Source organism: Nocardia sp. NPDC004711 (assembly GCF_053601595.1).
The window spans coordinates 55,295-81,782 of sequence record NZ_JBSGCB010000043.1 but is presented as its reverse complement, the minus strand read 5'-3'; the positions used below and the strand labels follow the sequence as shown (position 1 = coordinate 81,782).

Annotated in this window: 30 protein-coding genes and 1 pseudogene; 14 read left to right on the top strand and 17 right to left on the bottom strand. The window is 68.1% G+C overall.

Annotated elements, in window-relative coordinates; genetic code table 11:
• Together ACWEKS_RS34920 and ACWEKS_RS34915 are read right to left on the bottom strand one after the other, a co-directional pair.
• Positions 1-338 (bottom strand): hypothetical protein (locus ACWEKS_RS34920; RefSeq protein ID WP_452344054.1); only part of this gene is annotated, 338 nt, incomplete at its 3' end.
• Between the two features lie 312 nt (positions 339-650).
• Positions 651-1,610 carry a quinone oxidoreductase family protein gene (locus ACWEKS_RS34915; RefSeq protein WP_452344053.1) on the bottom strand — a complete coding sequence of 320 codons (960 nt, stop codon included), beginning with the start codon at positions 1,608-1,610 and terminating at the stop codon, positions 651-653.
• Between the two features lie 348 nt (positions 1,611-1,958).
• Here ACWEKS_RS34915 and ACWEKS_RS34910 point away from each other — a divergent pair, with 348 nt between their 5' ends.
• Positions 1,959-2,582 (top strand): TetR/AcrR family transcriptional regulator C-terminal domain-containing protein, encoded by a 624-nt coding sequence (locus ACWEKS_RS34910; protein WP_452344052.1) that lies wholly within the window; start codon positions 1,959-1,961, stop codon positions 2,580-2,582.
• Positions 2,583-2,614: 32 nt separating this feature from the next.
• Here ACWEKS_RS34910 and ACWEKS_RS34905 read toward each other — a convergent pair.
• Positions 2,615-2,947: pseudogene (locus ACWEKS_RS34905) on the bottom strand (Tn3 family transposase); the annotation flags it as partial.
• 5 nt (positions 2,948-2,952) lie between these two features.
• Here ACWEKS_RS34905 and ACWEKS_RS34900 point away from each other — a divergent pair.
• Entirely contained in the window at positions 2,953-3,084 is a 132-nt protein-coding gene (locus tag ACWEKS_RS34900) for a hypothetical protein (RefSeq protein WP_452344051.1), read from the top strand.
• Between the two features lie 252 nt (positions 3,085-3,336).
• Here the strand turns inward: ACWEKS_RS34900 and ACWEKS_RS34895 are convergent, their stop codons facing one another.
• Both ACWEKS_RS34895 and ACWEKS_RS34890 read right to left on the bottom strand, forming a co-directional pair.
• Complete coding sequence (locus ACWEKS_RS34895) at positions 3,337-3,465, bottom strand: hypothetical protein (RefSeq protein ID WP_452344050.1); 129 nt, start codon at positions 3,463-3,465, stop codon at positions 3,337-3,339.
• 823 nt (positions 3,466-4,288) lie between these two features.
• The gene (locus ACWEKS_RS34890; protein ID WP_452344049.1) at positions 4,289-5,146 is read right to left on the bottom strand and encodes a recombinase family protein; all 858 of its coding nucleotides are present in this window, start codon (positions 5,144-5,146) and stop codon (positions 4,289-4,291) included.
• Between the two features lie 16 nt (positions 5,147-5,162).
• On the opposite strand from ACWEKS_RS34890, the gene ACWEKS_RS34885 reads away from it, so the two are divergent.
• Both ACWEKS_RS34885 and ACWEKS_RS34880 read left to right on the top strand, forming a co-directional pair.
• Positions 5,163-7,679 (top strand): ATP-binding protein, encoded by a 2,517-nt coding sequence (locus ACWEKS_RS34885; protein WP_452344048.1) that lies wholly within the window; start codon positions 5,163-5,165, stop codon positions 7,677-7,679.
• A complete protein-coding gene (locus tag ACWEKS_RS34880; RefSeq protein ID WP_354837780.1) occupies positions 7,676-8,377 on the top strand; it encodes a response regulator in 702 nt (233 codons plus the stop codon). Before ACWEKS_RS34885 ends, ACWEKS_RS34880 begins: the two co-directional genes overlap by 4 nt.
• A gap of 88 nt (positions 8,378-8,465) precedes the next feature.
• On the opposite strand, the gene ACWEKS_RS34875 is transcribed toward ACWEKS_RS34880, so the two are convergent.
• Positions 8,466-10,079 (bottom strand): alkaline phosphatase family protein, encoded by a 1,614-nt coding sequence (locus tag ACWEKS_RS34875; RefSeq protein ID WP_452344056.1) that lies wholly within the window; start codon positions 10,077-10,079, stop codon positions 8,466-8,468.
• A gap of 114 nt (positions 10,080-10,193) precedes the next feature.
• A complete protein-coding gene (locus ACWEKS_RS34870; protein WP_452344047.1) occupies positions 10,194-11,387 on the bottom strand; it encodes a cytochrome P450 in 1,194 nt (397 codons plus the stop codon).
• 163 nt (positions 11,388-11,550) lie between these two features.
• Between ACWEKS_RS34870 and ACWEKS_RS34865 the strand changes: the two genes are divergently transcribed.
• The 6 genes from ACWEKS_RS34865 (at position 11,551) to ACWEKS_RS34840 (ending at position 16,007) form a co-directional block, all read left to right on the top strand.
• Positions 11,551-12,207, top strand: a complete 657-nt coding sequence (locus tag ACWEKS_RS34865) for an HAD family hydrolase (protein WP_452344046.1) — start codon at positions 11,551-11,553, stop codon at positions 12,205-12,207.
• Positions 12,208-12,277: 70 nt separating this feature from the next.
• A complete protein-coding gene (locus ACWEKS_RS34860) occupies positions 12,278-12,742 on the top strand; it encodes an OsmC family protein (protein WP_452344045.1) in 465 nt (154 codons plus the stop codon).
• Entirely contained in the window at positions 12,739-13,020 is a 282-nt protein-coding gene (locus ACWEKS_RS34855) for an acylphosphatase (RefSeq protein WP_364613721.1), read from the top strand. Before ACWEKS_RS34860 ends, ACWEKS_RS34855 begins: the two co-directional genes overlap by 4 nt.
• 27 nt (positions 13,021-13,047) lie before the next feature.
• A complete protein-coding gene (locus tag ACWEKS_RS34850; protein ID WP_452344044.1) occupies positions 13,048-14,337 on the top strand; it encodes a hypothetical protein in 1,290 nt (429 codons plus the stop codon).
• Positions 14,337-15,500, top strand: a complete 1,164-nt coding sequence (locus tag ACWEKS_RS34845; protein WP_364613715.1) for a glutathionylspermidine synthase family protein — start codon at positions 14,337-14,339, stop codon at positions 15,498-15,500. Before ACWEKS_RS34850 ends, ACWEKS_RS34845 begins: the two co-directional genes overlap by 1 nt.
• Before the next feature lie 54 nt (positions 15,501-15,554).
• Entirely contained in the window at positions 15,555-16,007 is a 453-nt protein-coding gene (locus tag ACWEKS_RS34840) for a DUF350 domain-containing protein (RefSeq protein ID WP_452344043.1), read from the top strand.
• Positions 16,008-16,014: 7 nt separating this feature from the next.
• On the opposite strand, the gene ACWEKS_RS34835 is transcribed toward ACWEKS_RS34840, so the two are convergent.
• Entirely contained in the window at positions 16,015-16,143 is a 129-nt protein-coding gene (locus ACWEKS_RS34835; RefSeq protein WP_452344042.1) for a hypothetical protein, read from the bottom strand.
• A 62-nt stretch (positions 16,144-16,205) separates the two neighbouring features.
• Between ACWEKS_RS34835 and ACWEKS_RS34830 the strand changes: the two genes are divergently transcribed.
• Positions 16,206-16,439, top strand: coding sequence for a helix-turn-helix domain-containing protein (locus tag ACWEKS_RS34830; RefSeq protein ID WP_452344041.1), 234 nt, complete (start codon positions 16,206-16,208; stop codon positions 16,437-16,439).
• A 6-nt stretch (positions 16,440-16,445) separates the two neighbouring features.
• Here the strand turns inward: ACWEKS_RS34830 and ACWEKS_RS34825 are convergent, their stop codons facing one another.
• The 6 genes from ACWEKS_RS34825 to ACWEKS_RS34800 all read right to left on the bottom strand — a co-directional run bounded on the left by ACWEKS_RS34825 (position 16,446) and on the right by ACWEKS_RS34800 (position 20,507).
• Positions 16,446-17,027 carry a dihydrofolate reductase family protein gene (locus ACWEKS_RS34825; RefSeq protein WP_452344040.1) on the bottom strand — a complete coding sequence of 194 codons (582 nt, stop codon included), beginning with the start codon at positions 17,025-17,027 and terminating at the stop codon, positions 16,446-16,448.
• Between the two features lie 117 nt (positions 17,028-17,144).
• Positions 17,145-18,002 carry a bifunctional DNA-formamidopyrimidine glycosylase/DNA-(apurinic or apyrimidinic site) lyase gene (gene mutM / locus ACWEKS_RS34820; RefSeq protein ID WP_452344039.1) on the bottom strand — a complete coding sequence of 286 codons (858 nt, stop codon included), beginning with the start codon at positions 18,000-18,002 and terminating at the stop codon, positions 17,145-17,147.
• Positions 18,003-18,773, bottom strand: a complete 771-nt coding sequence (rnc, locus tag ACWEKS_RS34815; protein ID WP_354837808.1) for a ribonuclease III — start codon at positions 18,771-18,773, stop codon at positions 18,003-18,005.
• Positions 18,774-18,789: 16 nt separating this feature from the next.
• Positions 18,790-18,972, bottom strand: coding sequence for a 50S ribosomal protein L32 (gene rpmF / locus ACWEKS_RS34810; protein ID WP_040859971.1), 183 nt, complete (start codon positions 18,970-18,972; stop codon positions 18,790-18,792).
• A gap of 2 nt (positions 18,973-18,974) precedes the next feature.
• On the bottom strand, positions 18,975-19,655 hold the full coding sequence (locus ACWEKS_RS34805; protein WP_452344038.1) for a YceD family protein: 681 nt from the start codon (positions 19,653-19,655) through the stop codon (positions 18,975-18,977).
• Positions 19,656-19,760: 105 nt separating this feature from the next.
• Positions 19,761-20,507 (bottom strand): DivIVA domain-containing protein, encoded by a 747-nt coding sequence (locus ACWEKS_RS34800; protein WP_364613692.1) that lies wholly within the window; start codon positions 20,505-20,507, stop codon positions 19,761-19,763.
• 263 nt (positions 20,508-20,770) lie between these two features.
• On the opposite strand from ACWEKS_RS34800, the gene ACWEKS_RS34795 reads away from it, so the two are divergent.
• Together ACWEKS_RS34795 and ACWEKS_RS34790 are read left to right on the top strand one after the other, a co-directional pair.
• Positions 20,771-21,328, top strand: a complete 558-nt coding sequence (locus ACWEKS_RS34795; RefSeq protein ID WP_452344037.1) for a GtrA family protein — start codon at positions 20,771-20,773, stop codon at positions 21,326-21,328.
• A gap of 223 nt (positions 21,329-21,551) precedes the next feature.
• Positions 21,552-22,625, top strand: a complete 1,074-nt coding sequence (locus ACWEKS_RS34790) for a hypothetical protein (RefSeq protein ID WP_452344036.1) — start codon at positions 21,552-21,554, stop codon at positions 22,623-22,625.
• A gap of 73 nt (positions 22,626-22,698) precedes the next feature.
• Here ACWEKS_RS34790 and coaD read toward each other — a convergent pair whose 3' ends face one another.
• Positions 22,699-23,184 carry a pantetheine-phosphate adenylyltransferase gene (gene coaD / locus ACWEKS_RS34785; RefSeq protein ID WP_379386787.1) on the bottom strand — a complete coding sequence of 162 codons (486 nt, stop codon included), beginning with the start codon at positions 23,182-23,184 and terminating at the stop codon, positions 22,699-22,701.
• Positions 23,185-23,440: 256 nt separating this feature from the next.
• Between coaD and ACWEKS_RS34780 the strand changes: the two genes are divergently transcribed.
• Positions 23,441-24,592: an alkaline phosphatase family protein gene (locus tag ACWEKS_RS34780; RefSeq protein ID WP_452344035.1), complete on the top strand. Its 1,152-nt coding sequence runs from the start codon at positions 23,441-23,443 to the stop codon at positions 24,590-24,592.
• A 96-nt stretch (positions 24,593-24,688) separates the two neighbouring features.
• Here the strand turns inward: ACWEKS_RS34780 and ACWEKS_RS34775 are convergent, their stop codons facing one another.
• Both ACWEKS_RS34775 and ACWEKS_RS34770 read right to left on the bottom strand, forming a co-directional pair.
• On the bottom strand, positions 24,689-25,720 hold the full coding sequence (locus tag ACWEKS_RS34775) for a sigma-70 family RNA polymerase sigma factor (protein ID WP_452344034.1): 1,032 nt from the start codon (positions 25,718-25,720) through the stop codon (positions 24,689-24,691).
• 12 nt (positions 25,721-25,732) lie between these two features.
• Positions 25,733-26,473, bottom strand: a complete 741-nt coding sequence (locus ACWEKS_RS34770) for an SDR family oxidoreductase (protein ID WP_452344033.1) — start codon at positions 26,471-26,473, stop codon at positions 25,733-25,735.
• Positions 26,474-26,488: the final 15 nt, after the last annotated feature.

The following is a 26,488-nucleotide window of genomic DNA, read 5'->3' as shown; positions in this document are numbered from 1 at the left end:
CCGCGCCCGATGCCGCAGACCGTGAGCGGAGTCGAGCCCAGGCGCTCGCCGATCGCGCGGAGCAAGACCTCCAGCACACTGCGGTGGGCGGCGCCATCGAGGGTGTCGCTGGTGCCCAGCGACACCAGGATCAAATCGGCGCCGGCGGCGCGCAGCGCCTCGCGGAACGAGTACCCCGGGCTATCGAGTTGCCGGGCGAAGGCGCCAGGATCGGCGCCCGTCATGTCCGAGTCCCCCACCAGGATGAACGGTGCTCTCAGGCCGCCGTCCCGGGCGGGAAACACCGCTGCGCTGCCGAGCCCGAGGGGCCAGTTACTGGCTGGTGCCACAGTCATCATCGTCGAACTCCTCACGTCGTCGGGAAGGTCCGGAGAAGAACCGAACTTGCAACAGGCAACCCCCGCAGGAACAAACCCGGGGTAGTTGGTCGGCAAGCCTAAAGGGCGCCACCGGCCAGCCGGTGCCACAGCAAGGCGTGTCGACCAGGGCATCTCCATCGACCCCGACCGACATCGACACCGACGCCACCCCTGATTCGCGGTCAGGGCCGCGGCGACGATTCGGAACGCCTCGTCGCCGGATTGGCAGTCGACCGCGGTCCGGGTCGACGAACGCCACATCAGCTGGGGTCAACGGTAAAGATCCCCGGGCTATGGCAGTACGACGAGTCGTTTCCCGCGCAGATCGGTTTGCTGCCACGCGGTTTCGATGTCGCTCAGCGGAATCGTCGCCAGGTCGAAGGTGAGCTCGCCGGACCGTGTCCACTGCACGATCTGCCCGTACACCGTGCCCATGGTCTCCGCGTCGAGCCCCTTGGCCGCACCGTAGATCTCGACTCCGGAGGTGCGCAGGCTCTCGGCAGTGAGGGTGAGCCCGCGGCCGGCGGCCTCCCCGACCTGGATCAAGCGCGTCGGTTTTCCGAACGCGAACGACTCCGGAACCAGGGTGCGCAACAAGATCTCGGTCGGCCGTCCCCACAGATAGTCCAGGACCACGTCGTAGCCGTCACCCTTGGCTTCGGTGAACGCCCGCGCCAGCGCGTCGTCGCCGACAGCGGTATTGATGACGGTGTCGGCTCCGAGCGCCCGCACGTCGCGGAGCTGATCATCGTCACGGCCGGTCGCGATGATCCGCCCCGCGCCGAGCAGCCGGGCCACCTGGACCGCGAGTCGCCCGGCGACGCCGGTGGCCCCTTGGATCAGTACCGTCTCGCCGGGAACGAAACCGGCGGCCGTCGTGATGGACATGCCGGTGATGGCCGTGGCCAGCACGGTGGCGACGGCCGGATCGATTCCCTCGGGGATCGGGGCGTACGCGGCGGCGGCCACCACGGTCTTCTCGGTGAGCGCGCCGTAAGGCCGTCGGGGGTTGCCGAAGCCGACGAGGATGCCGTCGGGCAGTGTGCCGACGCCGTCGAAGGCAGGGATCGCCGGGAGTTCGGTGAGGAATTGCCCACTGGCGTAATGCGTTCCGGCTGCGATCGCCTTGTCGACGTTCTCGACCGCGACAGCCTTCACGTCGATGATCACTTCCCCCTCGCCGGCCACCGGATCCGGGAAGTCTTCGTATCGGGGAACGCTCCCGATCTCGTGCAATACCGCGGCCTTCATCGCAGTTCCTGACCGAAGAACGCCGCGATCCGCGTCTGCCAGCCCACAAGTACCCGAGGCGGGCGGGCGGGTGAGTGATTCCACTGGTGGTTGGGCGACCGGTGGCGGGCAGCGGGGTTCCGCCATGCCTGCCCGTGGCGCGTGGCGCCCTGGTGGCCGGGCGTCCGCTCGGCGTGAGCGGGAACCCCGGGAACGCGGTGGGTCGCCCGGTGCAGCAAATCCCGCATCGAATGCCGGTGTGTCATTTTCATCCTCCTGCGTCGTGCGATGTCGGCGAAGACTCATGCCCGTCTCTATCACCGATAGAGACGACTCTATCAGTGATAGAGTCGTGATGGGAGGTGTGCATTGACATTGGACCGACAGCGCATCGTCGCCGAAGCGATCGCATTGCTGGATGCCGAGGGCCTCGACGGGGTGACCCTGCGCAAGCTGGCCGCACGACTGGGTGTACGGCAGCCGACCTTGTACTGGCATCTGCCCAGCAAGGCAGCTCTGGTCACCGCGCTCGCCGAGGCGATCCTCGATCAGGAGTTCGGTGAGCTGTCACCGCCGACGCCGAACGAGCGCTGGCAGGACTGGCTCGGCGGGCTGGCGCAGCGGCTGCGGCGCGCGCTGCTGGCCCACCCCGACGGTGCGCGTGTGCTGTCGGCTTCCCAGCTCTCGCTGAAGATGGCCGACATCTCCGAGCTCGCGATGAGCACGCTGGTGGCACACGGTATTCCGCTGCACCGGGCTCGGGTGATCGTGCTGACGGTGGAGCGTTTCACCGTGGGCCACGTCCTCGAAGAGCAGGCCCCTCGCCCGGACCCCGACGCGCTGAACGAGTTCGACATGACGGCATTCACCGAACAGCACCCGACCGTAATAGCCGGCATCACCGAATACTTCCGGCCCGGTCGCACAGTCGACGACCTGTTCCGCGAGTGCCTCGAGGTGGTCATCGCTGGCGCGGCAGCCACCACCGGGTAACCCTCAGCGACAGCACTTCTCACGGGCTCCGGTCAGAACAGGGTGTCACGAACGCGCAGCCGCCGATAGCCAGTGGGGCCGAGTTGAGCCAGTTCGGCGTCGATGTCGACCTCGATCGCGCCGAAGAAGTTGATGTTCTCGCTGTGCGCCGGGCTGATATGCGCCAGCACATCGTCATCGATCCGGCGCCCGGCTCGGCGCATCTGGTCGACGGCGAGCCCGTAATACTCAGTGGTCCAAGCGATTACGGCGTTGGCGGCAAGGGTCAGGCACCAGGCCTGCTCGGTCTGGTCTTCGAGCCGGCGGGCACGGATCATGCCCGCGTGCGCATGCAGAAGGTCCCGCCGCAGCGCGTGTAGGGAATCGACTGTTGGTTACCCGTCCTCGCGGGCCGCACTCGAACGCGCTGCGTGAGGTCACCCGACATCTGGGCATCGACCTGCCGGGGTTGCTCGCACACATCACGATCGGGCCCGCGGTGCACCAGCCCGAGGCCCGGTAGCCCTGGCTGCGAGCCTTGCCAGTGTTCGGAAAACGATCGTCGGCCGAACGTGGATGCTCCGGGCGAGCGACCCGACGCTACCGCAGGAAGAAGTGTTCAGAAGCCAGTTCGTTGCGCAATACCCTGCCAGACAGTGGATTACGCTGTATCCGCCCGATTTTCGGCGAAGACTACGGGGACCCCAGATGGCCGGAGCGCCCTTCAGCGGGGGTCCGGGAATGGATGTCGGCGCGCGTGTCACGGCTTGGTTGCTCAGACCTGTGCCATGCCGCCGTCGGCGAAGAGTTCGACGCCGGTGATGAACCCTTCCACCACGGCGCTCGCGGCCACCAAAGCCTGTGCGGCCCAGCCGATTCGTCCCAAAATACAGTTCGTTGTCATGTGTCCCTCCCGGTCGTTCACCCCGCGCCTGCTCGAGGACAGGCGAACACTAACGCCCCCAACTATGAAGTGTTTGCTTTTCACAATTTGTGACAGTGGACCGGCGTTAGCGGGCGGACCCTTCTCCTTGTCTCTAAAGCGATTGATTTACCGACAGTCCGGCCGCCGGCACGCTGTCCCAGGTCGGCACTACCTGGTGCGCACCACCGGGTTTGAGGACAAAGCCCTACATGAGGGCTACCTTGGGACAATCTCGACTGTCCTGTGGTCAAACTGCTGTCGTCCACGGGGGTGCAGGCCAGAGTCGCACCTCACATAGCAGGATCGATCACGGACCGCCTCGCTGCCAGATCAGCGACATCGAATGCTTTCACTGGCGACTTCGCCCGGAGGATTGCAGAGGCAGCGGTTCCGGCCGCTAGGTCCAACCTCTCGGCCTCCAAGCGGGCGGCCTCCGCCTCCGCCTCCGCCCGGATCTCTTTGTGTAGATCACCATCGATCAGCTCGGCCTTGTAGTCAGCCCGCGCTCGTACAATTCGGTCGCGCTGCACCTTCTCTAGCGTTGCCAGGTCCTCAAGACGCTCATCCCCATCCTGGACCAGTAGGTCAGCGAGGTCGGGTTTGGCGAGGCGCTTCCGGATGTACTTCAGAACGTAGGTATCGACCTGCTCACGAGACCTCGCGAGGTGGCCGGCGCATCTGTAGCGAGTCTCATGCGCTTTGCCCCTTCCTCGGGCTGTCCCGCATGGTCCACAAAGGTATAGCCCAGACCCGAGATGACGACGATCCGTGCCGGCACGGTTCGTCTTTCGTGCCGGACTGTCTAGGCGCCGCTGCACTTCCAGCCAGACCCCGTCCGAGATGATCGGTTCCCACTGCCTCGTATCGGTGTGCCGGCACTGTCCCTTACGATCTCGCCGCCCATCATGCTCCAGCCGGCGTACCGCGGACTTCGGAGGATATGCCGAACCGTCGCAGGGTTCCAGGGCCGGCCGCTTCGACCAGGCAGCGAAGGCACCGAGCCTGGAAGGTCGTGCACCATCGAGCCGCCGATCCGCTGCACGACAGGTTCAGCGCCGGAGAGTGCTGCAGCGATTGCCCTCAGCGATGAGCCGTTCGCAAACGCCTCGAACACCGCACGGACCGCGGCGGCCTCATCAGGAACGATGTCGCCGTTTGATGTGTAGCCAGTTGCCCGAGGCCCCTTCGGCGGATGCCCTTTCTCAGCCCTCTGACGTAGAGCCCGGCTCTGCCGAGCACCTTTCCGCTCCATCTCCGCGCGGGCGACCGCGGCCTTGATCCGCGCGTACGTACGTCCACCGTCTGTCTGAAGATCGGCTTCGCCGTTGGCCGTTACGAGGCGCAGCCCTTTAGCCTCGGCGGCGTCGATCCAGTCCTCGAGCTGGCGGGGCCGGCGGGTCAATCTGTCGAGGTCCCACGTAATGAGAGCGTTAAAACGGCCGGCGCGGTAGTCCTCGACTATACGGTCATACGCTGGGCGTTTCTTAGCCTTGGCGAAGGCTGAGACCGGTTTTTCCGTATAAATTTCACATATGGACCAGTCTCGAGCTTCAGCGATTCGCTTACAGTCCTCAAGCTGGCGTTCGACTGCCAGACCTTCGCCGGACGTGTCCAAACTGACTCGGAGGTAGATCACTGCGCGGACCGTCACGAGGGACACGAAAGGTTATTTTACGTTGAAACGCGGCCAACTACGGATCTACCTCGGCGCGGCCCCCGGCGTAGGCAAGACCTTCTCGATGCTCGCCGAAGCGCATCGGCGGCTCGAGCGTGGGCGCGATGTGGTGGCCGCCGTCGTCGAGACCCACGGCCGCAGCAAGACCGCCGAGTTGCTGGCCGGAATCGAGCGCATCCCGCCCAGGATGATCGAGTATCGCGGCACCACCATGCCCGAACTGGATGTGGACGCCGTGCTGCGGCGGCATCCGGCGGTGGTGCTGGTCGACGAGCTGGCGCACACCAATGTCCCGGGCAGCAAGCACGAGAAGCGCTGGCAGGACGTCCAGGACCTGCTGAACGCGGGCATCGACGTGGTGTCCACGGTGAATGTGCAGCACCTGGAGAGCCTCAACGACGTGGTCGAGCAGATCACGGGCGTGGTGCAGCGGGAAACCGTGCCGGACTGGGTGGTTCGCTCCGCCGACCAGGTGGAGCTGGTGGACATCACGCCGGAAGCCCTGCGCCGCCGCATGTCCCACGGCAATGTCTACGCCGCCGAGAAGGTCGACGCGGCGTTGCGCAACTATTTCCGCCCGGGCAATCTGACCGCGCTGCGCGAGCTGGCGCTGCTGTGGCTGGCCGATCAGGTCGATGCCGCGCTCGCCAAATACCGTGCCGACCACAAGATCACCACCACCTGGGAGGCGCGCGAACGCGTCGTGGTCGCCGTGACCGGCGGCCCGGAATCGGAGACCATCGTGCGGCGCGCCAGCCGCATCGCCGCCAAATCCAGCGCCGAGCTGATCGTGGTGCACATCGTGCGCGGTGACGGCCTGGCCGGCGTCTCGACACAACGGCTGAACCGCCTGCGCGACCTGGCCACCAGCCTCGACGCCAGCCTGCACACCGTCACCGGCGAGGACGTGCCCACGGCGCTGCTGGATTTCGCGCGTCAGGTCAATGCCACCCAGCTGGTGCTGGGCACCTCCCGCCGCTCACGCTGGGCGCGCATGCTCGACGAGGGTATCGGCGCCACCGTGGTGCAGGAGTCGGGCAAGATCGACGTACACATGGTGACCCACGAGGAATCCAACAAGGGCGGCTTCCGCTGGTCCTCGCTGACCCGGCGCGAGCGCAAGGTCGGCTCCTGGTCGGCCGCGTTCATCGTGCCCTCGGTGATCTGCGCGGTCATCTACTTCTGGCTCGATCGCCTGCTGGACCTCAGCGGTGAGAGTGCCCTGTTCTTCATTGGCGTCATCGCGGTCGCGCTGCTCGGCGGCGTGGCCCCCGCGGCGCTGTCGGCGCTCCTGTCGGGCGTCCTGCTGAACTGGTTCTTCACCGAACCCCGCTACAGCCTCACCATCGACCAGCTCGACAACTTCCTCACCATCGTGGTGCTGCTGTTCGTGGCGGTCGCGGTCGCGGCGCTGGTGGATGTGGCCGCCAAGCGAACCCTGGAGGCGCGCAAGGCCTCTCGCCAGGCCGAGCTGCTGACGCTGTTCGCGGGCTCGGTGCTGCACGGCGCGGATCTCCCGGATCTGCTCGAACGCGCCCGCGAGACCTACGGCCAGGACGCCGTCAGCCTGGTCACCGACGACGAGGTCATCGCGTCGGTGGGCGAGCGGCCGCCGACGAAGGTCAGCGATGCCGAAACCGCTCTGGAGGCAGGCGATGACATGCACTGGCTGCTGTTGCGAGGACGTCCCGTGACCTCCGGGGACCGCCTGGTACTGGGCGCGGTCGCGAATCAGGCGGCGGGACTGGTGCAACAGAAGCAGCTGCAGGAGGAGGCCAGCGCCGCACAGGCGGTCATGGAGGCCGACAAGCTGCGCCGCGCCCTGCTGTCGGCGGTCAGCCACGATCTGCGCACCCCGCTGGCCGCGGCCAAGGCGGCGGTGTCCAGCCTGCGCAGCGACGATGTGGAGTTCTCCCCCGAGGACACCGCCGAACTGCTGGAGACCATCGAGGAATCCGTGGATCAGCTGACCGCGCTGGTCGGCAACCTGCTGGACTCCTCGCGCCTGGCGGTCGGCGTGATCAAGCCGCAGGTGCGCAAGGTCTACCTCGACGAGGTGGTGCATCACGCGCTCATGGGCATGGGCACCCGCGGCATGCGCCGCACCACCATGGACCGGGTGAAGGTGGACGTCGACACCGTCTCGGTGCGCGCCGATCCCGGTCTGCTGGAACGGGTCCTGGCCAATCTGATCGACAATGCCGCCCGCTACTCCCCCAGGGATTCGATGGTGCGGGTGGCGGCAGAGCAGGTCGGCAAGCGGGTGGCCGTTACGGTGGTCGATACCGGTCCGGGCGTACCGACCGGTCTGGAGGACCAGCTGTTCGAGCCCTTCCAGCGGCTCGGCGACCGCGACACCTCCACCGGCGTGGGCCTGGGCCTGTCGGTGGTGCGCGGTTTCGTGGACGCCATGGGTGGCACCGTGCACGCGGAGCCCACCCCGGGCGGCGGTTTGACCATGGTGATCGATCTGCCCGCGGGGGACGACCCCGCGAACACCGAAGAGGAGGTCGGGTGACGAACGCGGCGGCAGCGCCGATCAAAGTGCTCGTGGTCGACGACGAACCACAGATCCTGCGCGCCCTGCGCATCAATCTGTCGGTCCGCGGCTACGAGGTGACCACCGCGTCCAATGGGGCCGCGGCCCTGCGCGCGGCCGCCGAGAAGCACCCGGACGTCATAATTCTCGACCTCGGCCTGCCCGATATGGACGGCATCGAGGTGCTGGCCGGCCTGCGCGGCTGGTCCACCGCCCCGGTCATCGTGCTCTCCGCCCGCACCGACTCCTCCGACAAGGTGGAGGCCCTCGACGCCGGCGCCGACGACTACGTCACCAAGCCCTTCGGCATGGACGAACTGCTGGCCCGGCTGCGCGCCGCCGTCCGCCGCTCGGCCAGTACCGCCGACACCGCCGAGCCGGTCATCGAAACCGCCTCCTTCACCGTCGATCTCGCGGCCAAGAAGGTGACCCGCCACGGCCACGACGTGCACCTGACTCCCACCGAGTGGGGCGTGCTGGAGATGCTGGTCCGTAATCGCGGCAAGCTCGTCGGCCGCCGTGAGCTCCTGCGCGAGGTCTGGGGCCCGTCCTATGCGACCGAAACCCATTACCTGCGTGTCTATCTCGCCCAGCTGCGCCGCAAACTCGAGGACGACCCCTCCCAGCCCAAACACCTCCTCACCGAGGCGGGCATGGGCTACCGCTTCCAGTCGTAAATCCCCCCGGACAGCGATCAGGGAGCTCTCACCGCGCGGTATCGGACAGAATTCCGCGTCGAGAGCTCCCTGATCTGGTATGGACCCCCTAGCTCGGCAGGGTCGCCGTGTGTTCGGATTTCACGGCGTCGAGTGTGCGGGGGTCCAGGCCGAGGCGGGCCAGGATGGTCGGAGCGACCTGGGTGAGGGAAACCTGGTCGGGGACATCGTGCTTCGAGATGCCCGAGCCCACGACCACCAGCGGAACGTGGCGGTCGTCGGGGCTGGTGCCACCGTGCTCGGCGATCTTGGACTTGCCGGCGGTGTAGACCGTGCCGTTGGTACCGGCGAAGAGGTCGGGCACGCGGGTGTCATCGGCATCCGCACCGAAGTACCTGACGGCGTCCGCGCCCGCGTACACCTGGCCGGTGTCCACGCCCGACGCGGTGAACGGCTTCGGGTTGCCATTGATGTCGGTGCCGGTCCCGCTGGCCTCCAGCAGCTTTCGCTTCGCGAAGGCGGTGGCCTCGGGCGAACGGTCGGCCAGCCACCAGAGGATGGCGGCGTCGTCGATGGAGTGCGCGATCAGCTTCGGCGTCTCGGGGTGGGTGGCCGCCCACTCCTTGTTCACCGCATCGATGATCGGCTTGTCGTCGACCCGGGTCAGCGCGTTCGGATCGATCGGCGACTGCCCGTGCTTGGCGGTCAGCACGATGGTGGTGGTGCCGGTCAGGCCCGCCCGGTCCAGGGCGGTGACGAAACGGCCGATCTGCTGGTCCACGAAATCCAGCGAAGCCGACAGCAGCGCACCGGGTTTCCCATCGGCAGAGTAGCCCTTGGACGCGGGCAGCTTCTGGGTGACCGATACCGCCTGGAAGTTCATGCCGAACACCGCGGGCACACCGACCTGCTGAGCGCCGGAGTGGTCCTTGCCGTTGATCTCGTTGACGACCGCGTCGGCCTTGTAGGTGTCGTAACGCCTGGTCTGGTCCGAGTCCTTGGTCCAGGCATCACCTTTCGGCGACTTGCTGTCGATCTCCGGGGTGAACAGGTCATCGATCGAGCGGCCGCCCTTGCCGTTCATGATCTGGTACGCCGGGTGCTTGTCCGACCAGGCGGTGCGCTGCCCGGCGTCGTGCACCACCGAGAAGACGGTGTTCACCTTCAGATAGTCGGACGGCGAAATCGGCTTGCAGGTAGCCGGATCCACCGGCAGCTTGGCCGGATCCAGCACCGAGCTCGGATCTCCGGTCATGGCCGCGATGCCGTCCGGCAGACCGGTCAGGCCCTGGCCGCCGTCGAGCTCGTCGGTGTTCTTGTCGATTTCCTCGGTCAGCGGGACCTGCGCACCCTTCTTGGCGGTGGCGCAGTCCTTGGTGCCAGCGGGGAGCAGGTCCCGGGCCCAGGTGTCGTCGTAGTAGACGCCGGTGGTCTTGGGGCTGCCGCCGGTGATCATCGCCATGGTGCCCGGGAAGGAGTCGGCCGGCGCCAGGACCTGCGCGCCGGTGTACTGCGCGCCGCGCGCGACCAGCTTGGCCAGCGCCGAATCCTGGTGCGCCGCCACATAACCGGCGAGATCCGACTGGTGCATGCCGTCGATCGACAGCAGCAGCACATGCTGATCGTGCGCCGCCGAATCCCCGCTGCTCCCGCACCCGGCGGCCGCCAGCCCGAGCACCCCGCAGACCCCGGCAGCCGCCAGCCGGTAACCCAGTCCCCGCACCTGACTCAATTCCGTCTCCTCACCTCTGGCCACCCGGACGGGTGCGCCGAGATCCCGACAGAGTCGCGGGTGCGGGTAACGGCCGGGCGTCGCCGTGGTGATGGACGCGCGAACTTACCGCGTCAGGCGGAGCGGCAAGGTCTTGAGGCCGTTGTTCAGATTCGAACGGATCCGGCGGGATTCGCCGGTCTGCTCCATTGCCGGGAAGCGGGCCAGCAGCTCCTCGAAGAACACCCGGCCCTCCAGCCGGGCCAGGTGTACGCCCAGGCAGAAGTGCTGGGCCAGCCCGAAGGACAGGTGCGGGTTGGGATTTCGGCGGATGTCGAAGCGCTGTGCGTCGTCGAAGACGTCCTCGTCCCGATTGGCCGAGGTGTACCACATGGCCACCTTGTCCCCGGCCTTGATGGGGACCCCGCGGATCTCGGTGTCGGCGGTGGCGGTGCGCCGGAAGTAGTGCAGCGGGTTGGCGTATCGCAGGATCTCCTCCACCGCACCGGGAATCAGCGCCGGATCCGCGCGCAATGCCGCGAGTTGCCCGGGATGCCGCAGCAGCAGTTCCAGACCCGAGGACAGCATGGTCTTGGTGGTGTCGTTGCCCGCGGTCACCAGCTGGGTGAAGAAGCTGCCGAACTCCAGGTCCGACATGGGTTTTCCACCGTAGGACCCGCCCAGGATCAGCGAGGTCAGATCCGCCTGCGGCGGCTCGGCCCGCCGCGCCATGGCGAACTGGATGGCGTAGATGGCCATATTGGTGAGCTCGGCCGTCACGTCGAAATCGCCGACCAGGTCCGGATCCTGCTGGCTGGTGGACTGTTCGGCCCAGCGCCGGATGCTCGGCCAGTCCGCGACCGGAATCCCGAACAGACCGCCCACCACCTGGCTGGGCAGCACGCCCGCCACGTCGTGCACGAATTCGACATCGCCGTCGACGCTTTCGAGCAGGTTCCGGGTCAGCTCCCGGACCCGGTCCTCCAGCTCGCCGATGACCCGCGCCTTGAAGTGCTCGGCCAGCGGCCTGCGGTAGTCGGTGTGCCGCGGCGGATCCATCATGAGCAGCATGTTGCGGGTCTGCTCGAGGCGTTCGGGCGGCTGATTCTCCAAGATCACGCCCTCCCGCTCGGCGGAGAACAGTTCCGGATTGCGGGCCACGTGCGCCACATCCGCGTGTTTGAGGATCGCCCAGTAGCCGGGTTCGCCCGGCATCTCCTGCCAGTGCACCGGGTCCGTGCGCCGCAGATCGGCGAAGATCTCGTGGATCGGCCCGGACACATAGAGCTCCGGATCGTAGATGTCCATGACCGTGCCCACGGCCCACCTCGGTATTCGCTTGCGGGTATGCGTCTTTCGCTTCGGACGCTAACGCCGCGCGCGAGCGGGCGACGCGGTTCCGCACCGCGATCCCATTCAGTGGACGCGCCACATGCGCCCCCGATGCCGGGTACCCGGACGGTGATGAACCACCATGGAGGACATGTCTGTTGCGATCGTGTTCGACATGGACGGTGTGCTCATCGACACCGAACCCATCTGGGAGGAGGTGCGGCGCGCGTACGTCGAGGAGATGCGCGGGCGCTGGCTGCCCGACACCCAGGACCGGCTCATGGGAATGAGCACGGCCGAATGGTCGCGGTACCTGAGCGCGGAGCTGCTCGACGGCCGCCGCACACCCGACGAGGTCGCCGAGGACGTCATCACCCGGATGGCCGCCCGCTACGGCGACCACCTGCCGCTCATGCCGGACGCGGTCGACACCGTGCGCCGGCTGGCCGGGATCTACACCCTCGGGCTGGCCAGCTCGTCGCCGCGCCGGCTGATCGACGTGGTGCTCGATCACATGGGCGTGACCGACCTGTTCGCCGCCACCGTGTCGACCGAGGAGGTGGCGCGCGGCAAGCCCGCGCCCGACGGCTACCTCGAGGCCGCCGCGCGGCTGGGCATCGACCCCGACGCGTGTGTGGCCATCGAGGATTCCAGCAACGGCCTGCGCGCCGCCCACGCCGCGGGCATGACGGTCATCGCCGTTCCGCATCCCAAGTACCCGCCCGCCATGGACGCCCTCGCGCTGGCGGCGTACGTCGCCGGCAGCTTGAAAGAGATCACCCCGGAGCTGATGACGGAATTCCGCTGACGACCTCGGCGTTCCGAACGAGCGGCAACCAGATGGTTGCCCCGGGTGACCCAATGGGAGGATCTTCCTTATGTCCGAGCAGACCGCCGCACCGCAGACCGCCACCACCGACCCGGCCGCCGAGCCGGTCAAGCTGTGGGCCGAGCGCACCGGCACCCGCGCCTACACCGGCCGCAACAACCGCGGTGGCGAGGTGCTCATCGCGTCCGCGGGCGTGCCGGGCGCGTTCACCCCGGGTGAGCTGCTGAAGATCGCGCTGGCGGGCTGCACCGGCCTGAGCGCCGACTTCACCCTCGCGCGCCGGCTGGGCGAGACGTTCGACGCCACCGTGCACGTCTCCGGCGACGCCGACCGCGAGAACGAGGTGTACCCGGAGCTCACCGAGGAGTTCGAGCTCGACCTCAGCGAACTCGACGCCGAAACCCGCGACCGCCTGCTGGTCGCCGCGCAGCGCGCCGTCGACAAGGTCTGCACGGTCGGCCGCACCCTCAAGGCGGGCACCACCGTCAACCTGACCTTCCGCGTCGACGAATGAGCGGTGAACCGGTCCGGCTCAGCGCCTGGGTCCACGGCCTGGTCCAGGGCGTCGGCTTCCGCTGGTGGACGCGCTCGCGCGCCCTGGAACTGGGCCTGACCGGCTATGCCCGCAATCACAGCGACGGCCGCGTGCACGTCGTGGCCGAAGGGCCCCGCGATCGCTGCGAAACCCTGCTCGACCTGCTACGTTCCGGTACGACACCGGGTCGGGTAAACCTGGTGGTGGAAGACTGGAGTGCCGCCGCGGGCGACATGACAGGATTCGAAGAACGCTAGCGAGCGGCGAGCCCACGGAGTCGACCAATGTCCACAGACCGTCCCGGTAGTCCGGAAAACCCGGACCGCCCCACCCCGGACCCCGCACACCCCGCCGAATCCCATACCGCCCCAGCCGATCCCGCCCACCCGGGCCACGAGCACTACCCGCTTCCCAGCGATCCGGACGACGAGACCGCGCCGCCCATCGGCCGCACCGACCCGACCGTCCGATTCACACCGGAGACCGCGCGAGGTTCGGACTCCGCACCTGGTTCGACCGGAGTACCCACACCAGGTCAACCACGCGGCCAGGAGCCAACTCTCGCGCTGCCCGCCGAATCCGGCGCAGGCGGTGCGGGCGGCAAGTCCGAACAATTCGGCGAGCCGGGCCCGGGTCGCCCGGGCGGCTACGAACCGACGCTCGCGCTGCCGAACGAATCCGGATCCGGTGAATCTCAGAGCGGCGCGGGCGGTTTCGGCGAGCCCGGTGCGGATCGATCGGCCGGGCATCAGCCGACGCTGCCGATGCCGGCCGATTTCGGGGCGGAGCACGGCGGCGAGCAGCACGCGCCGCATCATCTCGCGGGGGAATTCCATGGCGGGCCCGGAGCTTTCGGGCGGCCCGGGACCGGTGGCCCGACCGCCGCGCCGGGGCCGCTGCTGGGCAACGCCGGGTTTGTCCTGCCCGGGCCGGTGCTGGAGCCGGCGGAACCGGCTTTGCCCGCGACAGTGGACGAACCGGCCGCGCCGAGGCGACGTGGCAGCATCACCACGCAGGAGGCGGGGATCACCCAGCCGCGGCCGCCCACGGTCGCGGAGGCGCGGGCACGGGAGAAGGCCCGGAAGCGGGCCGAGGAGCAGGAGCGGGCCGAGGCGGAGGCCGCGGAAGCCAAGCAGCGCAAGAAGAAGCGACTACTCATCGGCGGTGCCGCCGTGGTGGGGATCGCGGCGCTGGTCGGCGGCGGGTACCTGGTGGCGGAGGCGTGGAACGGGCCCGAGGTGACCGCCTCTTGCACGGTGGTGGCCAACAAGGGTGAGAGCGTGCCCATCGGAGCGGGCCAGAGTGTCACCGCGACCCAGGACAATCAGGAGATCGTCGTTCCGGACAACTACTGTTCGGATGCGACGGACCACGGGGACAGCGGGATTCACCCGGGCTTCTTCTTCCTGGCGGGGCACTCGTATCGCTACTACTACGGCGGCACCGGCACCATCGGGCACGCGCCCAGCGGCGGTAGCACGACGGCGCCCAGCGGTGCGACGGTGAAGACCAAGAGCGGCAGCACGATTCAACGCGGCGGACTCGGCGCGAAGATCCACGGTGGAGGTTCCTAGTGCGGCGGGTACGCAGCACTCCGCGGCCGGGCTGGCAGCGGATCATCGAGAGTCAGGGTCTGGTCTACGGCTCGCCGGGGCAATACCCGAACGGGCAACCCCGGCCCTACTGGGACGAGTCGGTGCACTACGAGTTCGACATGGACGAGATCCTGGCCATGGAGGCGCAGGTCGAGGTGCTGCACTCCATGTGCCTGCACGCCGTCGAACAGGTGGTGCTGACCGAGCGATTCGCCGATTTCGGTCTGCCGCAATGGAGTTGGGAACCCATCACCAAGTCCTGGCACCGCTCCGATCCGCACATCTACGGCCGCTTCGACATGCGTTACGACGGCCGCGGCCCGGCGAAACTGCTGGAATACAACGCCGATACGCCCACCTCCCTGCTGGAGGCGGCAATCGTGCAGTGGCACTGGCTCACCGACACCCACCCGGACGACGACCAGTGGAATTCGCTGCACGAGAAGCTGGTCGAGCGCTGGGGTGAGATGCGCGAGACGCTGCCGGGCTCGCAGCTGCACTTCAGCTGGTCGGGCGCGGACTCCTCCGGCGAGGACAATGTCACCACCGCCTACATGCAGGAGACCGCCGCCGAGGCCGGATTCGACACCGTCGCCCTGCCCATCGAGGACGTCGGATTCGACACGGAGCTGCACCGTTTCGTGGATCTGGCCGAGGCTCCCATCGAGGCCATCTTCAAGCTCTACCCGTGGGAATGGGCCCTCGACGACGATTTCGGCCGCCGCGTGGTGGAGTCCCTGCCGGAAACCATGTGGATCGAACCGCTCTGGAAGTCCCTGCTGTCCAACAAGGCGATCCTGGCGGTGCTGTGGGAGATGTACCCCGGCCACCCCAACCTGCTGCCCGCCTACCTCGACGACCCGCACGAACTGACCGAGTACATCCGCAAGCCGAAGCTGGGCCGCGAGGGCGCGAACATGACCATCGTCGGAGCTGGTATGGAGACCGCCACCGGGGGCGTCTACGGCGCCGAGGGGTATGTCTATCAATTGCTGGACCCGCTCCCCGAATTCGACGGCATGCGACCGGTGCTGGGTGCTTGGATCGTGGGCGACACCTCCGCGGGACTGGGTATCCGCGAGACCGTCGGCCTGATCACCGACGACAGCTCCACCTTCGTCCCGCACCGCATTCCGCAGTAGCCACCACACACCGCAGTAGCCACCGCCCGATTCACCCCGACCCGGAGGATCCCGATGACCACCGCTCTCGCACTCGAAGCCGGGTACTGGCACTCCCTGGGACGCGGCGTCGGCGCGATCCTGTGCTACGCCCTGCTGGGCCTGGTACTGCTGCTCATCGGCTTCCAGGCCGTGGACTGGACCACCCCGGGCCCCCTGCGCGCCATGGTGGCGCGCGGGCTGCCGAACGCCGTGATCATCAGCTCCGCGGCCATGCTCAGCACGGCGTTCATCGTGGTGCTGGCCATCTACGCGCAGGCGGGCAAGCTCGCCGAGGGCCTGATCGCCACCACGATCTACGGACTGGTCGGCATCGTGGCCCAGGTTATCGCGATGCGCAGCCTGGAATTCGTGCTCGGCATCGATATCGGTGCGGTGCTGAAGAATCCGGAGTTCAGCACCGAGTCCGTGGTGGTGTCCGCCGCGCACATCGCCATCGGCCTGGTGGTGGCGGTCGCGATCCTCTGAGGCCAGGCTAGCTGTACTGCGGCAGCCGGTCGGCGGCACGCCCGGCCGCCGCCCGCAGCCACATGGCCAGCCAGATCATGCCGGCGCCCACGAACACATGGCCCACCCGGACGATCGGCGCGGGCAGCAGGAACATCAGCGACAGCGCCGTCGGTCCGGCGGCATAGCACGTCGACCGCGACGGTTCGCGTGCTCGGCATGCTGCGCGACCCGGGCCGCGGCACCGGCCCGCAACCCGCCGCCGACCTGGCCAAACGGGAATCGGAGATCCTGCGCCTGCTGGCGACCGGCGCGTCCAACCGGGAGATCGCTCGCGCCCTGTATGTCAGCGAGGGCACGGTGAAGAACCACGTCTCGAACATCCTGACGCGGCTGGGTGTCCGGGATCGGACCCAGGCCGCGATCTACCCGCTCGACCACGACCTGGCATAGCGGCGGTCAGCGCACCCGGCTGTACTTGATGAAGGCCACGCCGTCCTCGAAGACGCGGCTGGTGAGCACCCGGAACCGGGCGGGTTCGGGCAGGTGACCGGCCGTGCCGAAGAGCGGGCGGCCGTGGCCCAGCACCATCGGGTAGAGCTTCAGGAACACCTGGTCGATCTCGGGCAGCAGGGTCTGGGCGAGCTCGCCGCCGCCGCACAGCCAGATGCCGAGCCCCTTCTCACGCTTGAGCTCGCGCACCCGCTCGATCGGGTTCCCGGCGATCAACTCCACATCGGGGGCGGGATTCTCCGGCAGCGTGGTGGACACCACGAACTGCCGCAGATGGGCGTACGGGCTGGAAGTGCCGGTCCGGACGCCGAAATCGTGCGTCTTGCGGCCCATGATCACGGTGTCGAAGTTCTGGCAGGTTTTGTCGACGCCCAGCACCTGACGAACCTTGGTCGGCAGGGTCTCGGGATACTGCGCGATGATCGCGGGCCCATGGTCACCCCCGACCGGGAAGAAGTCGACCGAGCCCGCATCGGTGGCGATGAATCCGTCGATGGTGGCCGCGACGTAGTAGGTCAGTTTGCGCATTGTTTCCTCCAGCCGGCACAACACATGCCGCTAGTGAAAAAGGTAGCGCCTCGACAGACGGGATAGGGAGGCTCGGCCACACTGGAATGACCTTGAAGCGAAGAATACCCGCTGGTCTCAGCCGCGCGGGCGGGGTTGGCAACGGGGGCAGGAGAAAGACGAACGGTTCATGAACTTCTCCCGGCGCATGATCGCACCACAGCGCCGGCACGGCTCATCCTCGCGCCCATAGGCATTGAGCGACCGCTCGAAGTACCCGGACTGGCCATTGACGTTCACGTAGAGGGCGTCGAAGGAGGTGCCCCCGGCCCGCAGCGCCTCGTCCATGACGTTCCGCGTCTCGCCGAGCAGCGTGTGCAGCGCGGGCCCGGTCAGCTTGGACGCCGAGCGCTCACCGTGGATCTCGGCCCGCCACAGCGCCTCGTCGGCATAGATATTGCCGACACCGGACACCACGGTCTGATCCAGCAGCAGCCGCTTGATCTCGGACTGCTTGCCGCGCAGGGTCTTCACCACGGCATCGGCGTCGAAGAGCGGATCCAGCGGATCGCGCGCGATGTGCGCGGCGGACTCCGGCACCCAGGTCCCGTCCACCTCGACCAGATCCGAGAGCATCCAGCCGCCGAAGGTGCGCTGGTCCACGAACCGCAGTTCGTTCCCGTCGTCGAGGGCGGCGATGATGTGCGCGTGCTTCTCCAGCGGCGCGGTCGCGGGCTGCACCAGCATCTGCCCGGACATGCCGAGATGCACGACCAGAGACGTGTCGGGCTCATCGAAGGTGAGCCACAGGAATTTCCCCCGCCGCTGCGCGTTCTCGACGCGCAGACCGGTCAGTCGGGCGGCGAGATCGTCCCCGCCCAGCTCGTGCCGGCGCACCGAACGCGGATGCTTGACCGTCACCCTGTCCAGGACGCGGCCCACCACATGCTCGGTGAGCCCGCGCCGGACGACTTCGACCTCGGGAAGTTCGGGCATCTAGCTCTTCGAGCCGTCGGCCGAACCCTCGGGCGCGTTCTCGGCGTTCAACGCCTTGTAGGCCGCGCCCGCGGCCTTCTGTTCCGCTTCCTTCTTGGAGCGGCCCACCCCCTGGCCATAACCCTGACCACCGATCACCGCGGTGGCGGTGAACTCCTTGTCGTGGTCGGGCCCGGTGGAGGTGATCTCGTAACTGGGCACGCCGATGCCGCGCTCGGCCGTCAGCTCCTGCAGGCTGGTCTTCCAGTCGAGCCCGGCCCCCATGCGGGGACCACGCTCGAGCAGTTCGGCGAACAGCCGCAGCACGACGGTGCGTGCCACATCGATGCCGTGCTGCAGGTGCACCGCACCCAGCAGCGACTCCATGCCGTCGGCCAGGATGCTCGGCTTGTCGCGGCCACCGGTGAGCTCCTCGCCCTTACCGAGCAGGAGATGGCGGCCGAGACCGCCCTCACCGAGACAGCGGGCCACCTCGGCCAGCGCGTGCATGTTCACCACGCTCGCGCGCAGCTTCGCCAGCTCACCCTCGGACTTGTCCGGGTGCTCCAGATAGAGGCGCTCGGTAATGCTCAGGCCGAGCACCGAATCGCCCAGGAACTCCAGGCGCTCGTTGGTCGGCAAGCCACCGTTCTCGTAGGCGTACGACCGGTGCGTCAGCGCTAGGCGCAGAAGCTCCGGTTGTACGTCCACGCCGAGTGCCTCGAGCAGACTGGCATGGTCGGCTGCATCACCTACGGCGGGAATATCCGCCGCATCCTTGCTGGCGGTCACGGTCGGCTGAAGCGAATCAGATCGCGGAGGTGACCTGACGGCCCTTGTAGGTGCCGCAGCTCGGGCACGCGATGTGCGGCAGGGTCTTCTGGCCGCAGGCGCGGTTCGGGCAGGTGATCAGGGTCGGCGCGGCGGCCTTCCACTGGCTGCGACGCGCGTGGGTGTTGGCACGGGACATCCGGCGCTTCGGAACGGCCACGACTAGCTCTCCTCTGTCTTCTTACTTGCGGCACCGTTGTGTCCCGCAAGGGTGGAATCGGTTGATGGGTCCGACACGGTCTCCGCGTCGGTGGACTCAGCGTTGCTGTGTTCATTGTCAGAGAACTTGGCGAGTCCGGCCCAGCGAGGGTCAAGTATCTCATGACCGTGGCCGGAACCCGCAATCGCCATCTTGACGCCGCATTCGGGGCACAATCCGGCGCAGTCCGGCTCACACAGCGGCTGCAGCGGCAGCTCCAGGCCGACGGCGTCGATGATCACCGGTTCCAGGTCGATGAAATCGTCGACCAGGCGCGGGATCTCGTCTTCCTCGGTGGTCTGCTCGGTGGCGCTGTCCGGGTAGGCGAACAGCTCGGTGAGCTGCAATTCGATCTCGTCGGTGAACGATTCGAGGCAGCGCGAGCATTCGCCCTCGATGGGAGCGGACACCGTGCCGGTGACGAGCACGCCCTCGGAGACCGACTGCAGCGTGAGATCCAGCTCGACCTGCGCACCGGCCGGGATGCCGACCAGATCGAGGCCGATCTTCTCGGCGGTCGTCAGCGTGCGCTGCAGCTCGCGCATGGAACCGGGGGCACGTCCGAGACTGCGTACGTCCAGCACGAAGCCCGCGTCGATCGTCTTGTGACGATGACGCGAACCATGACCGGAATCGGCGGACATCTCTGAACTCACTCACGCTAGGTGTGGGATGGGCAACCACCCAACAATACCGAAGGGCCCGCTCGCGACCCAAATGGGACGAAAGCGGGCGATCCAATCGGAAATTCAGCGGCGGAACTCGGAGGCGTAGTCGGGGACGGAGCCGCCCGGGCGGACCTGGTGGCGGCCGCGGCCGAGAATGCGCAGCGTGTTGTGCAGGGTTTCCTCGAAGTCGGCGAGCTTGCCGTCGACGTAGTCGTCGCATTCCTGCCGGAGACGGTCGGAGTCGGCCTGGGCGGTGTCGATGAGCCGGGCGGATTCGGCATGGGCGGCGCGGACCACCTCGGTCTGCGAGACCAGACGGTCCTGCTCGGCCTTGCCCTCGGCGACCGAGCGGTCGTAGGAGGCCTGTCCGGCGACGGCCAGGCGGTCGGCCTCGGCGCGGGCCCGGCCGGTGAGGGTGTCGTATTCCTTCTGACCGTCGGCGACGGTGCGCTCGGCCTCCTCCTCCGCCGAGCCGACCAGGTGCTCGGCGTGGGCGCGGGCCTCGGCGACCATGCGATCGGCGTGCGCCTTGGCGTCGGCGAGGATGCGGTCGGCCTCGTCGCGCGCGGAGGTGACCGTGTGGTGCGCTTGCTCGTTGGCGGTCTTGACCGTGGTCTCGGCGCCGGTGCGGGCATCGGTGACGATCTTGTCGCGGTGATCGAGCACGTCCTGGGCGTCGTCGAGTTCGCCGGGCAGGGCCTCGCGGACATCATCCAGAAGTTCCAGCACCTCACCGCGCGGCACGATGCAGTTGCGGGTCGGCGGGATGCCACGGGCCTCTTCGATGATGGCCACCAGTTCGTCGAGCGCTTCGAATACCCGGTACATGTGCTACCCCACTCTCCTGCCAGGACTCACGGCGAGACTCTCCGCTTCCGCCAGTCTGCCAATCTCAGCGCTGTCAACAAGGTCCGACACGGCGTGTCGCTGGTTTTCCGGAACATGGCCTGTTTCACAGACCACAAAAACAAGTGGAGGAATCCACTCCACTTGGTGTTACCGTGGAAGGGCGAGAACGTGTCGGCCACTGGCTGGCCCGGAAGAACTCCGGACCGCCCGGCCGACACCGATGTGTTCGGATGGGGAAGACGATGGCTGTCCACGAGATTCCGGAACGGGCGACGATGCCCGTGACCGGGCTGGTGAACACCTATACCTACGGCACGGAGGCCCTGGCCTACGGCACGGAGGCCCTCGCCCACGGCACCGAAGCCCTGCACGCGACGGGCTCGCGCTGGCTGGGCCGGCTCGGGGTATGGCTCCGCGGCGAGGCGGTCTTCGCGCAGTTGATTCGCTTCGCTCTGGTGGGCGGCCTCAGCAATGTCGGCTACATCCTGCTGTTCCTCGCGCTCTATGGCGGCGGCCCGCAGCTGGCCAATCTGGCCGGCTCCATCGTGAGCACCGCGCTGGCCAACGAGATGCACCGGCGGCTCACCTTCCAGGCGGCCGACCGGGTGCGCTGGTACACAGCGCAATTGGAGGGCGGCGCGCTCGCGCTGGCCGGACTGGCCATCACCTCGGGTGGGCTGGCCATTCTCGAGGTCACCGAGCCGGGCATCGGCGGTCTCACCGAAGCCATTGCAGTGCTGGGCATCACCGCCGCAGTCGGCACCATGCGCTTCCTCACCCTCCGGCTCTGGGTGTTCTGAGCCCCCACCCGCTCGGTGTTCTCCGCGTGTGCGGGAACCCTTTTCGGCCTGTCGGCGTCCAAGACAGCATCGACGACGAAAGGGGTTCCGACATGGACCGTTGGCGCGGATGCCTTGGGGGACGGCGGGATACGGCCGGGCCGCGACCACAGCGGCCGACGGGGCGGGTCCGCGGGTCGTGCGTGCGGCACCGGCGCCCGCAGCCGCCCCGCCGGGAGGGCGAGTGACCACCCGGATCACGGCTGCCGCCGCGGCGATGGGCGCCACGGCCGAGACGATCGCCACCAGCGCCGAGGGGTCGGCCGGGAGTGGCGGACGGCGGTGCGGGACAAGCGGATCCCGGCAAGCGCTGCTCGAGGGGTGCGGCGCACAACGGAGCCTCGGGCAGCCGCGGGGGCACGGGCAGCAGCGGAGCCTCGCGCAACAGCGCAGACGTGGACAGCACGGGCTCACGTCGGCCCTGGACCGGCGGGATCAGCATCGGCAGTTGATCCGAGCCGTGCTGCCGGACATGGCGGCGGGCACCGTGGTGAGTCATCAGTCGGCGGCCGTGCTCTACGGCACCACGCTGTGGCGCACTCCCCTGGACCGGGTGTGCGTCACCCGCAACCGGCGTGGCGGCGGCCGGACCAGGCCCTGTACGAAAGTCCATGGTTCGCCGGTGGGTTCGGCGGCGGAGCTCGACGGGCTGCTGGTCACCACCCCGGCGCGGACGGTGGTGGATCTGGCCCTGACCCTGCCGTTCGACGCGGCCGTCGTGGCGGGCGACGCGCTGGCAGGCATGTTCGGGCTGGGAGCGGCCGAACTGGGTGAGGAGCTCGCCCGGGCCAAGGGCCGTTACGGGATCGGCCAGGCGAAGCAGGTGATCGCGATGCTCGACGGCCGCAGTCAGAGCATCGGCGAGTCCCTCAGCCGCACCATGATCCAGCAGCACGCGCTACCGCTGCCCCGATCGCAGGGCAATGTGCTGACCCCGGACGGCCGGTTCGTCGGCCGGGTCGACTTCTACTACGAATCCGCCGGTGTCCTCTGCGAATTCGACGGGCCCACCGAGTACGGCCGGCTGCTGCGGCCGGGTCAGGACCTCGCGGCCGCCGTGCAGCGCGAGCGGACCCGCGAAACCTATCTGCGCGCCCTCGGTTTCGACGTGGTCCGCTGGACCTGGGACGACCTGGTCCGGGGCCGGCCGGCCCGGCGCCTGCGGTCCGCCCTGGCCACCCGCCGGCGCCGCCCGGACGGCCGGATCGAGCCGGCCCCGGCGCCCGAACCGCGCGGCCTGGCGATCCGCGCACTGTGACACCGCGATCCGCGCACTCTGAACTGGGCCGGATTCCGCAGCGGCGGAAGGGGTTGCGCCCCTGCGGTGGCGATCAGGCCCGGCGTTCGGCGATGCGAGCGAGCAGGCGCTTGTGGACGATCGGCGGGAGCAGGTCGGCGACGTCACCACCGTAGGCGGCGACCTCCTTGACCAGAGAGCTGGAGACGAAGCCGTAGGCCGGGTTGGTGGCGATGAAGTAGGTGTCGACACCGGTGAGCTTGCGGTTCATCTGGGCCATCTGGAGCTCGTAGCCGAAGTCGGTGGCATCGCGCAGGCCCTTGACGATGGCGGTGATGCCCTGCTGCTTGGCGAAGTCGACCAGCAGGCCGCGCCAGGATTCCACCCGCACATTGGGCAGGTGGGCGGTAACCTCGCGGATCAGGTCCATCCGCTCCTCGACGGTGAACATGCCCTGTTTGTTGGGGTTCACCACGACGGTCACGACGACCTCGTCGAATTGCCCGGCGGCGCGGGCGATCACGTCGAGATGTCCATTGGTCACGGGGTCGAACGACCCGGGGCACAGTGCTCCAGCCATGGCCGAACGTTACCGCATGTCGGTGCGGCTGCCGCGGCCCGGCCCAGCCTGCGCTGCCCAGTTATGCCTGGTCAGCTATGGTTCTGCAACCTAGCAATTGCTTGCTCTCCGTTCGCGTACTGTTCGGTTTGCTCGCGTTGATCGTTTCCTGACCCGATTGCGAAGCTGCATCGGCAATCTCGCTCGATGAAGGAAGTACACGCATATGGCAAGGGCATCGTTGGGTCGGAAGATCGCAGTCACCGTGGCTGCGACAGTGAGCGCGTTCAGCGGCCTGGTGGGCGCGTCCGCGTCGGCCGATCCGGGGAACGGCCAAGGGGCGGCGCCGGAACACATCTTCTACATCATGATGGAGAACCAGGGAGACGACGACATCCTCGGCAATACCGCCGACGCGCCGTTCATCAATCAACTGGCCGGCAACAACGGCGTGTCCACCGGTTTCCACGGTGTGACCCACCCGAGTCTGCCGAACTATCTCTCCATGTTCTCGGGCGATTTCCAGGGCATCTGGGACGACTGCAAGGCCGGCGCCGACTCCACCTGCGCCCCCGAGGAATTCGTGCCGAACTCCGGCGACGGCACCTCCGGCGCCGCGCTGACCCCGGCACAGATCGCCAGCGCGACCGCCAAGCCGCACATGTTCGCCGGCAAGAACCTGGTCGACGAGCTCGAGGGCAAGGGCAAGTCCTGGAAGGCCTACATGGGCGGCATGCCGTCGGCCGGCTTCCAGGGCGAGTTCGCGCCGGGTGATGTCAACGGCACCACGGTCAAGCTGTACGCCCAGAAGCACAACCCGTTCATGTACTTCTCGGACGTCAACTCGCCCGGCAACGCCCGCCTGCAGAAGGTCGTGCCGTTCGAGAACAACTTCGACGCCGACCTGAAGAGCGGCAACGTGCCGGCCTTCACCTGGATCAGCCCCGACCAGTGCTCGGACATGCACGGCCTCTCCCACGCGGCCGCGACGCTGATCAACAAGCCGACCTGTGAGGAGCCGGCTTCCGGTGTGGCGCACGGCCCGATCCACCTGGGTGACGACTATCTGAAGGACACCGTCACCAAGATCACGAACTCGGACGTCTGGAAGAAGACCCGCTCCAGCATCGTGATCGCCTGGGACGAGAACGACTACTCCGGCTTCTCCGGCGGCCCGGGCAGCCCGGTCGGCGCCAACGGCACCGTGCTCGGTGGCGGCGACGCCCCGCTGCTGGTGATCAACTCCGACAAGGTGCACAAGGAGCAGGGCGAGCAGGGCAAGCCCCAGCCCCATCACAAGACGTCCACCGACGTCGCCGACCACTACTCGGTGCTGTCGGCCATCGAGCAGATGTGGGATCTGGGCTGCCTGGCCAACACCTGCCAGTACAAGGCTCCCGAATCGCTGCGAGACCTGTTCCAGAACTGACGTTCTCGGACATTCCTGACGATGCCCGCCGTGTCGCACACGGCGGGCATCGCCGTATCCGCCGCTCCCGCTTCCAATCTCGCGGCGGGCCGGGCCTCAGAGTTCGAGCGCGGCCGCCGCGCCGAAGGTGCGGACCAGGGCCGGGTCGTTGAACGCGGTGATGCGCCCGATCCTGGCCCCGATCAGCGTCAGGACGTGGATCCCGTAGGCCTCGTAGTGGTGGTCGTCGACGCGTTTGTGAACGATGAAGGCGGGCTGGCCATTCGCGCGGGTCGGCGTGAAACGCCACAGGCCCGGCCGCAGGATACGGCTGCGCAGGAACCCGAGGACTGCCTCGCGGCCGGTGAACCACGTTGGCGTGGGCGGCATTTCCATCTCCACGTCGGCACGCAGGAGTTCGAGCAGCGCGGCATGGTCGGCGCGGGTGAACGCGTCGACATAGCCGTCGAGCAGCCGCCGCTGGGCGAGTTCGTCCGGCTCGGCCAGGTCCGCCTCCACCGGCCCGGCCTGCGCCATTCGGCTCCGCGCCCGCCGCAGCGCACTGTCCACGGCGGTCGGCGTGGTGTCCAGCATGGCGGCGACCTCCGCGGTCCGGAAGGCCAGCACGTCGCGCAGCGTCAGCACCGCGCGCTGCCGGGCGGGCAGCAGTTGCAGTGCCGCAATGAAGGCCAGCCGCACCCCCGTCCGCCCGGCCACGATGGCGGCCGGATCGTCGAGCCCGAACAACGAGTCCGGCGCGGGCTGCAACCACGCCACCCCGGGCTCCCGGGCCGCCATCGCCACCCGGTGATCGTCCTCCGGCGCGCCCAGCCCCGACGGCAGTGGCCGGCGCGAGCGCCCTTCCAGCGCGGTCAGGCAGGCCATGGTGGCGATCTTGTACAGCCAGTGCCGCAGCGACGACCGGCCCTCGAACCCGCCGAACCCCCGCCAGGCCCGCAGGTAGGTCTCCTGCACCAGGTCCTCGGCATCGTGCACCGACCCCAGCATGCGATAGCAGTGCGCGAGCAGCTCCGGCCGGAATCGCTGTGTGAGAGCTGTGAATTCGCGCTCGCTCGGCGGTGCGGTGACCGCGGGCTGTTCGGTGTCGGAGGGCATGGCCGCTACTCCCGGAGGTGCGCTGGTCGTCATGGTCGCGACCCCTCAGCCGATCTGCTTCAGCCCGGCGCCGCTCACCAAGTATTCCGCCGCGCTGCCGGGATCATCGGCGAGTTCGACCACCGCCTTGCCGACCTGTTCGGGCGTGAGCACCGGCCCCATGTCGGCGAGATAGGTCTCCACGTCGATACCCTGCCGGGCGGCATACCCCTCGACCGCCTTCGCACCGAGCCCGGTGGCCGGTGTCAGCCTGGGCAGCAGGGCCACGAACCGAATGCCGAGCCCCGCGCGGTCCGATTCCTCGGCGGCGTACGTCCGGATGAATCGGATGGTGGACTTGGCTCCCGCGTATCCGCCGCTGAGCGGTGACCCCGCCAGCGCGGCCCCGCTCGACATCGCGATCACCGCGCTCCCCGGAGGCAGCGGCTCCCGCAGGGCGGCCCCGATCCAGACGAACGCCTGCTTGGTATCGGTCTCCCAGTTGCGGCTGAAGGTCTCCCAGGTCTGCTCGTGCACGGGGGCCAGGGGCGGAGTGGCCCCGGCATTGAGCACCAGCAATTCCGGCCGGTACCCGCGAATCACCTGCTGCGCCACGGCTTCTTCGGTCGCGTCGGCCGCCACCGGCACGAATCGGTCCCCGAGCTCCGCGCGAACGTCCTGCAAGGCCTGCTCGTCCCGCGCCACGCCGATCACCCGCGCGCCCGACGCGACGAGCGAGGCGGCGATCGCCCGCCCGAATCCCCGGCTCGCACCGGTGACCACGGCGGTCCGTATCGAATCCGACATCACGTACTCCCTACT

Coding starts and splice junctions, on each gene's coding strand:
- ACWEKS_RS34805 (WP_452344038.1), bottom strand. CDS start 19,655: ATGTCCGCCGATTCCGGTCATGGTTCGCGTCATCGTCACAAGACGATC.
- ACWEKS_RS34840 (WP_452344043.1), top strand. CDS start 15,555: ATGACCACCGCTCTCGCACTCGAAGCCGGGTACTGGCACTCCCTGGGA.
- ACWEKS_RS34775 (WP_452344034.1), bottom strand. CDS start 25,720: ATGACGACCAGCGCACCTCCGGGAGTAGCGGCCATGCCCTCCGACACC.
- ACWEKS_RS34825 (WP_452344040.1), bottom strand. CDS start 17,027: ATGCGCAAACTGACCTACTACGTCGCGGCCACCATCGACGGATTCATC.
- ACWEKS_RS34850 (WP_452344044.1), top strand. CDS start 13,048: ATGTCCACAGACCGTCCCGGTAGTCCGGAAAACCCGGACCGCCCCACC.
- ACWEKS_RS34795 (WP_452344037.1), top strand. CDS start 20,771: ATGGCTGTCCACGAGATTCCGGAACGGGCGACGATGCCCGTGACCGGG.
- ACWEKS_RS34830 (WP_452344041.1), top strand. CDS start 16,206: ATGCTGCGCGACCCGGGCCGCGGCACCGGCCCGCAACCCGCCGCCGAC.
- ACWEKS_RS34855 (WP_364613721.1), top strand. CDS start 12,739: ATGAGCGGTGAACCGGTCCGGCTCAGCGCCTGGGTCCACGGCCTGGTC.
- ACWEKS_RS34895 (WP_452344050.1), bottom strand. CDS start 3,465: ATGACAACGAACTGTATTTTGGGACGAATCGGCTGGGCCGCACAGGCT.
- ACWEKS_RS34865 (WP_452344046.1), top strand. CDS start 11,551: ATGTCTGTTGCGATCGTGTTCGACATGGACGGTGTGCTCATCGACACC.
- ACWEKS_RS34915 (WP_452344053.1), bottom strand. CDS start 1,610: ATGAAGGCCGCGGTATTGCACGAGATCGGGAGCGTTCCCCGATACGAA.
- coaD (WP_379386787.1), bottom strand. CDS start 23,184: ATGGCTGGAGCACTGTGCCCCGGGTCGTTCGACCCCGTGACCAATGGA.
- ACWEKS_RS34770 (WP_452344033.1), bottom strand. CDS start 26,473: ATGTCGGATTCGATACGGACCGCCGTGGTCACCGGTGCGAGCCGGGGA.
- ACWEKS_RS34860 (WP_452344045.1), top strand. CDS start 12,278: ATGTCCGAGCAGACCGCCGCACCGCAGACCGCCACCACCGACCCGGCC.
- ACWEKS_RS34800 (WP_364613692.1), bottom strand. CDS start 20,507: ATGTACCGGGTATTCGAAGCGCTCGACGAACTGGTGGCCATCATCGAA.
- mutM (WP_452344039.1), bottom strand. CDS start 18,002: ATGCCCGAACTTCCCGAGGTCGAAGTCGTCCGGCGCGGGCTCACCGAG.
- ACWEKS_RS34835 (WP_452344042.1), bottom strand. CDS start 16,143: ATGTTCCTGCTGCCCGCGCCGATCGTCCGGGTGGGCCATGTGTTCGTG.